The organism is Streptomyces sp. SPB074 (genome assembly GCF_000154905.1).
Classification (GTDB): Bacteria; Actinomycetota; Actinomycetes; order Streptomycetales; family Streptomycetaceae; genus Streptomyces.
In genome coordinates, this window is the sequence record NZ_GG770539.1 from 2,937,562 (window position 1) to 2,943,348 (window position 5,787).

The 5,787-nt window shown below is 77.4% G+C and carries 5 protein-coding genes and 1 pseudogene; 3 read left to right on the forward strand and 3 right to left on the reverse strand.

Features of this window, described 5'->3' with window-relative positions; all coding sequences use genetic code 11:
* On the forward strand, positions 1 to 358 hold a 358-nt coding region (locus tag SSBG_RS12030), incomplete at its 5' end, for a chaplin (protein WP_037869559.1).
* Positions 359 to 430: 72 nt separating this feature from the next.
* A complete protein-coding gene (locus SSBG_RS12035) occupies positions 431 to 1,561 on the forward strand; it encodes a glycosyltransferase family 39 protein (protein ID WP_037869561.1) in 1,131 nt (376 codons plus the stop codon).
* Positions 1,562 to 1,661: 100 nt separating this feature from the next.
* On the opposite strand, the pseudogene SSBG_RS12040 reads toward SSBG_RS12035, so the two are convergent.
* Positions 1,662 to 2,599: pseudogene (locus tag SSBG_RS12040) on the reverse strand (NmrA family NAD(P)-binding protein).
* 145 nt (positions 2,600 to 2,744) lie between these two features.
* Here SSBG_RS12040 and SSBG_RS12045 point away from each other — a divergent pair.
* Positions 2,745 to 3,335, forward strand: coding sequence for a TetR/AcrR family transcriptional regulator (locus tag SSBG_RS12045; protein WP_008746407.1), 591 nt, complete (start codon positions 2,745 to 2,747; stop codon positions 3,333 to 3,335).
* A gap of 99 nt (positions 3,336 to 3,434) precedes the next feature.
* Here the strand turns inward: SSBG_RS12045 and SSBG_RS12050 are convergent, their stop codons facing one another.
* Both SSBG_RS12050 and SSBG_RS33660 read right to left on the reverse strand, forming a co-directional pair.
* Positions 3,435 to 4,706, reverse strand: coding sequence for an FAD-dependent oxidoreductase (locus tag SSBG_RS12050; RefSeq protein WP_008746408.1), 1,272 nt, complete (start codon positions 4,704 to 4,706; stop codon positions 3,435 to 3,437).
* The coding region (locus SSBG_RS33660) for an ATP-grasp domain-containing protein (protein WP_078491280.1) at positions 4,691 to 5,787 on the reverse strand (1,097 nt) is incomplete at its 5' end. The genes SSBG_RS12050 and SSBG_RS33660, both read right to left, overlap by 16 nt.

Below are 5,787 nucleotides of genomic sequence, written 5' to 3' on the forward strand. Positions count from 1 at the left end.
GCAGGTGCCGCTCGACGTGTCGCTCAATGCAAGCGGGAACACGGTGGGCGTCGTGGCGCTGCTCGACCCGGCCCTCGGCAACAGCTGCGGCAACGGCACCCCGGCCCCGGAGCACCCGGCCCCGCGCCCGCCCGGCCACGTACCGCCCCCACACGTCCCGCCGCACCACGTGCCGCCGCACCACGTCCCGCGGCAGACGCCGGAGGGCGGCGGCCGGGCCGAGGTGCCTCCGACGCGCCCCCAGCTCGCCGAGACCGGGGCGGACGCGGGGCTGCTCGGGGTCGTCGGGGCCTCCGCCACGCTGCTCGTCGGGGGCGCGATCCTCTACCGGCGCAGGCCGGTGCCCGCTCACCGGTAGGGTCGCCGGCGTGGCCCGGACGGGTGAATCCCGCGCGGGCCGGCCGGCGAATCGAGCGAGGTGAGGGGCCCGGTGTCCGCGAGCGAACGGACCGCGCGGGCGACGGCGGCGGTGTCCCGTCCCCTCCTCCTCTCGCTGCTGCTCTTCGCCGCCGTGCGCGCGCTGTGTCTCGTGACGCTCGCCGTGTGGGCGGGTGCCGAGGGGCGCGGCGCGCACCAGGTGCTCGCGGAGCGCTGGGACTCGCTGTGGTACGTCCGGGTCGTCGAGCACGGCTACGACTTCACGCTGACCGCGCCGGACGGGCGTGTCCTCTCGGACCGGGCCTTCTTCCCGCTGCTGCCGTGGCTGGAAGAGGCCGGTCACGCGCTGACGGGCCTCGCCCCGCAGGACGTGGGGCTCGGGGTGAGCGCGCTCGCCTCGCTCGCGGCGGCGTGGGCGATCCACCGGATCACGGCGCGGCTGTACGGGGAGCGCGCGGCGGTGTTCGCGGTGGTGCTGTGGGCGGTGCTGCCGGTCTCGGTCGTGCAGTCGATGGCGTACAGCGAGTCCCTGTTCACGGCGCTGGCCGCCTGGTCGCTGTGGTCGCTGCTGCGCGAGCGCTGGCTGCTGGCGGGCCTGTTCGCCTCGGCGGCGGGCCTGACCCGGCCGGTGGGCCTCGCGGTGGCGCTCGCGGTGTGGGGGGCGGCGTGGGCGGGGCGGCGTCTCACGTGGCGCGTGGTGGCGGGGTGCGTGCTGGCGCCGCTGGGCGCGGCGGGGTACGTGGTGTGGTCGGGGGTCGGTTCCGGCCACGGTGTCTTCGGCTACCTGGACGTGCAGGGCGACTGGGGCAACGGCTTCGACGGGGGTCTCGCCTTCGCCCGCTTCCTCGGCGGTCTGCTGAGCGGCCCGGGCTTCGCGGGCGGTATCGGCCTGCTCCTCGGCGTGGCGGCACTGCTCTGGCTCTACGCCCGCGGCATTCGCCAGGGCCAGCCCCTCCCCCTCGTCCTCTACACGGGCGTGGTCCTGCTCCTGGCCCTGTGCACCTCCGGCTTCTTCGGCTCCAAGCCCCGCCTCCTCCTCCCCGCCTTCCCCCTCCTCCTCCCGCTGGCCCTCGCCCTCTCCCGCCTCCGCCACCCCTGGCGCGCCTGGCTCACCCTGACCGCCGCGGCCGCCGCGGCCGCCACCTACGGCGCCTTCTGGCTCCTGGGCTCGGGACCGCCGTAGCGGGAGCGGGGGCCGGGCGGGGGCGGGAGAGCGGGCTCCCTGCGGCTTTCGGCGCGTACGGGGCGCCCGCCGAGGTCTGCCCGACACGCCCCCTGGGACGTCAGAAGGCCAGGTGGGTGCGGGACCAGGTGGGGAAGGGGGTGGTGGGGATGCCGAGGGCGTGGGCGGCTTCGGGGTGGGCGGGCTGGGTGGCGGCGTTGCTCGTGACGTGGCCGGCGCCCCAGGGGGGCATCCCGGCGGCGAGGGCTTCCTCGACGGTCATCGTGGGGGCGGTGACGGGGGTGCCCCACTGGGCCGAGAGCGTGTCGGCGATCTGGCGCATGGTGAGGCGGTCGCTCGCCAGGTCGAGTTCGAGGGCGTGGAAGCGGTCGGGCCGCTGGACGGCGTGGGCGGCGGCGGTGCCGATGTCGTCGGGGTCGATCAGGGCGAGGAGGGTGTCCGGCCGGATGACGGTGGCGAAGCCTCCCTCGCGGCCCCGGGGCAGGAGCGCGATCAGGTTGTCCATGAAGAAGGCGGGCTTGAGGATCGTCCAGCGCGGGAAGTCCGCCGCACGCACGCGGGCGATGATCGTTGACTTCGTCGCGTAGTACTCCGCCAAGGGCGCCAGGTCGCCCTCGCCCCAGCCGGGCATCCGGTGTGCGTGCCGACACCGCTGGTCGAGGACTGGACGAACTGCGGCACGCGCGCGTCGCGGGCGGCCTCGATCAGGTGCGTGGCCTGGGCCAGTTCACCGGCGAAGTCGACGTCCGCCCCGCTCATCGGCGGCATCTGCACGGAGAACACGGCCCGGACCCCGGCCACCGCCGGGTCGAGCGAGGCGCGGTCCATGAGGTCGCCGGTGACGAGTTCCGCGCCGGGCGCGGCGACCGCACGCGCCCGGTCGGCGCGCGGATCACGCACGAGCGCCCGTACGGGTATCCCGGCGGCGAGCAGGGCGCGGGCGGTCGCCCCGCCCTGCCGCCCGGTGGCACCGGTGACGAGGACGGGAGCGGAGGCAGAGGGGGACGGGGACGGGGAGGCGGCGGGCGAGGTGGGCACGGGGGGCTCCTTCGGGGCGTCTGGGGGCGGGCGCGGGTGGCTCGCGGCCGGTGGCCGAGGGCGCGCGAACGCGAAACGGCGGGGGTCGCCGTTTCTCTTTCCGGTACGATACGGCGGGCCCCACCACTTAGCAAAGCGAGACGTCATGACCGGTCAGCGCGCGGACGCACGGCGCAACTACGCCCGTATCCTCGCCGTCGCCGAGGCGGAGGTCGCCGAACGCGGCGCCGACGCCTCGCTGGAGCACATCGCCCGTACGGCGGGCGTCGGTTCGGCCACCGTGCGGCGGCACTTCCCGCACCGGCGGGCACTCCTGGAGGCGGTCTTCCGCGAGCGGATCGAGGCGTTGCGGGTGCGGGCCGAGGCGCTGGAGGCGGCCGAGGACAGCCGCGCGGCGCTGCTCACGTGGCTGCGCGAACTGGTCGCGTACGCGGTGAGCGCGCGCGGGTTCGCGGACACGCTCACGTACGAGCCCCCGAGCGACACCCCGAGCACGTGCGCCACCGCGCTGGAGGACGCCGGCGCGCCGCTGCTGCGCCGGGCCCAGCGGGACGGGGCCGTCGCGGCCGGGATCACCGTGCACGACCTGCTGACGCTGGGCGTCGGGATCGCGCTCGCGACCGAGCACCACGGGGACCCGGCGGCGCAGGCGGAGCGGTTGTTCGCGGTGGTGGTGGAGGGGGTCAGCCCGCTCGGGCGGGCGGGGATAGGAGGGAGGGGACGGGGACAGGGGTGAGGGGCGGGTCGCGCGTTTCGGCGCCGCCCGCCCCCACCGGAGAACCCCGGACCCCGGAAACCGGACCAGGACCCCGGACCCCGCCCCCCGGCCCGTCGCTCAGCCGCGCTCCAGCTGTGCCGCCTGCTCCGTCGCCGGGTGCGGGAGCGTGCTCGGCGGGGCCGGGACAGGGCCGGTGCGCAGGCGGGTGCGGACGCCGCGGACCAGGCGGGACGCCGTGTAGTCGGCGCCCAGGACGAAACGCATCGAGGGCCCGTACGAGGCGGCCGTGACGAGGCCCGCCATGAAGAGCCCGGGGAGGGAGGACTCGAAGCCCCCGTCCACCTCGGGGGAGCCGTCCAGCGCCGCCGTGCGCAGGCGTCCCCGCGTTTCGGGGTCGAGGACGGTCAGGCGCGTCGCCGCCGGGGTGAAGCCCGTCGCCGCGATCACGTGGTCCGTGCGCAGTTCCTCCCGCCGCGCGCCCGAGAGCGCGAGGCGCAGGCCCGTGCCCGCGGGCGCCGCGTGGCGCACCTCGCGGCCCAGCAGGACCTCGACGCCGCGCGCCACCCGCTCGCGCACCCACCACGCCCCCGCGGGGCCGAGGGCCGCGCGGGCCACCCGGGTGCGGTAGTCGGCGGGCAACTTGCGGTAGACGCCGGGGAGTTCCGAGTAGAACCAGTTCCGCCAGCCGCTGCCGAGGCCGCTGTGCGGGGCGCGCGCGGACTGCCACCACGGGCGCTTCCACGGCGGCGGCAGCGTGTTCCAGCACAGGCCGGGGGCGCGGACCACGACGCGCGCGCGGGTGCCCTGTTCGGCGAGGAGCGCCGCCGTCTCCAGCGCCGCCTGTCCGCCGCCGACCACCGTCACGTCGCCGCCCGCGAAGCGGCTCAGGTCGTCGTGGTCGCTGCTGTGCGACACGAGTCCCCCGGCACGCAGCGGGGCGAGGACGGGCGGCAGGTCGGTGAAGGGCATGACGCCCACGGCGAGCGCGACGGTACGGCTGAGCAGGACCTCGCCGTCCTCCGTCGTGAGGCGGAAACCGCCGCCGGGCAGCGGCCGGACGCCGCTGATCAGGCGTTCGTCGACGCCGCCGGGGACCGCGTGCCGCGCGAACCACAGGCCGTACGCGGCGTAGACCGGTACGGGCACGGGGGTGCCGTGCCGGGCGTCGATGCCCTCGCCCGCGCAGTACGTGTCGAGGCCGAAGCGCCCGGCCGGGTCCGACAGGTGCGAGGCCCAGGGCTCGGACTTGAGGAACATGCCGGGCGGCATGTGGTCGCGCCAGGAGGCCATCGGGCGCCCGAAGACGCGCGAGCGGAGCCCGGCGGCGGCGGCGTGCGCGGCGATCGACAGGCCGTAGGGACCGGCTCCCACCACTACGAGGTCGTACATGCGGTGCTGCTCGCTTTCTGCTGGTCGTCGGCCCCGTCCCCCGCGGGGGGCGGCGGTACGGATACGGGTCGTGCCCCGGACGCGGGTCGTCCCCCGGGTGCCGGGCGCCCCTCGGCCCCGGAGCGCCCCTCGGGTACGGAGCCCTCCGGCGGCTCGGGGTGGGGCCGGGGCGTGAGGCGGCGGGCCGCGCGGGTGAGGACGTGGGCGCTCCACGCGGCGGTCATCGCGACGGCGGGCGCGGGGTCGTCGGCGGCCCACCAGGCGCCCTCGCGACCGGCCCGGCCCGCCCCCTTACGGGCGCCAGGACCGGCGCGCTCCCCGCGCGCCGCCGAGAGGAGCGCGTACGTGCCGACCGTGAAGCGGCGGCCCGGGGCGGGGGCGCGGGGCGGGAGGGGACGGCCCGTCAGGTCCAGGTGGAGGGCGCGGACGACGTCGAGACCGCCGTGGTCGGTGAAGAGGCGGAACTGGGCGCCGGGGCGGGGGTTGAAGTCGAGGAGGTAGGGGGTGGTGCCGGTGGCGTCGTAGCGGAAGTCGAGATCGAGGACGCCCCGGTAGCCGAGTGTCGCGACGAGGCGGCGGGCGCAGTCCGCGATGCGCGGGTCCTCCTCCCAGCGCCCGACGGCGGTGAGCCCGGCGCCCGGCGGCCAGGCGCGGAGTTTGCGGCCCGTGCCGCCCGCGGCGAGGCGGCCCGCGCGGTCGGCGTAGGCGTGGCAGAACCAGTCGCGGCCCGGGGCGTACGGCAGGAGGTGCTGGAGGAGGAGGGGGCTCCCGGCCTCGGCGGTGCGGGCCTGGAGCGCGGCGGCCTCGGCCGGGGTGCGGACGAGGCTCGTGGAGCGCAGTCCGCTGCCCGGCGGAAGGAGCCAGGGGCGGCTCCACTTGGCGATCGCGGGGGCGCCGAGCGCGCGGAGCGCTTCGGCGGCCTCGGCCGGGCTCGCCGGGCGCGCGGTCTCGGGGTGGGCGATCCCGGCGGCGGCGCAGACCTCGGCGAGCCGGGCCTTGTCGGCGACGCGCGCGGCGAGCCCGGGGGGCTGCGCGGGCCGCGGGAAGCGGGCCGCGAGAGCGGGCGGCAAATGCTCGACGG

Bases quoted from the DNA above. Each gene is read 5' to 3' on its own strand.
- SSBG_RS12050 (WP_008746408.1), bottom strand. From the start codon at position 4,706: ATGTACGACCTCGTAGTGGTGGGAGCCGGTCCCTACGGCCTGTCGATC.
- SSBG_RS12045 (WP_008746407.1), top strand. From the start codon at position 2,745: ATGACCGGTCAGCGCGCGGACGCACGGCGCAACTACGCCCGTATCCTC.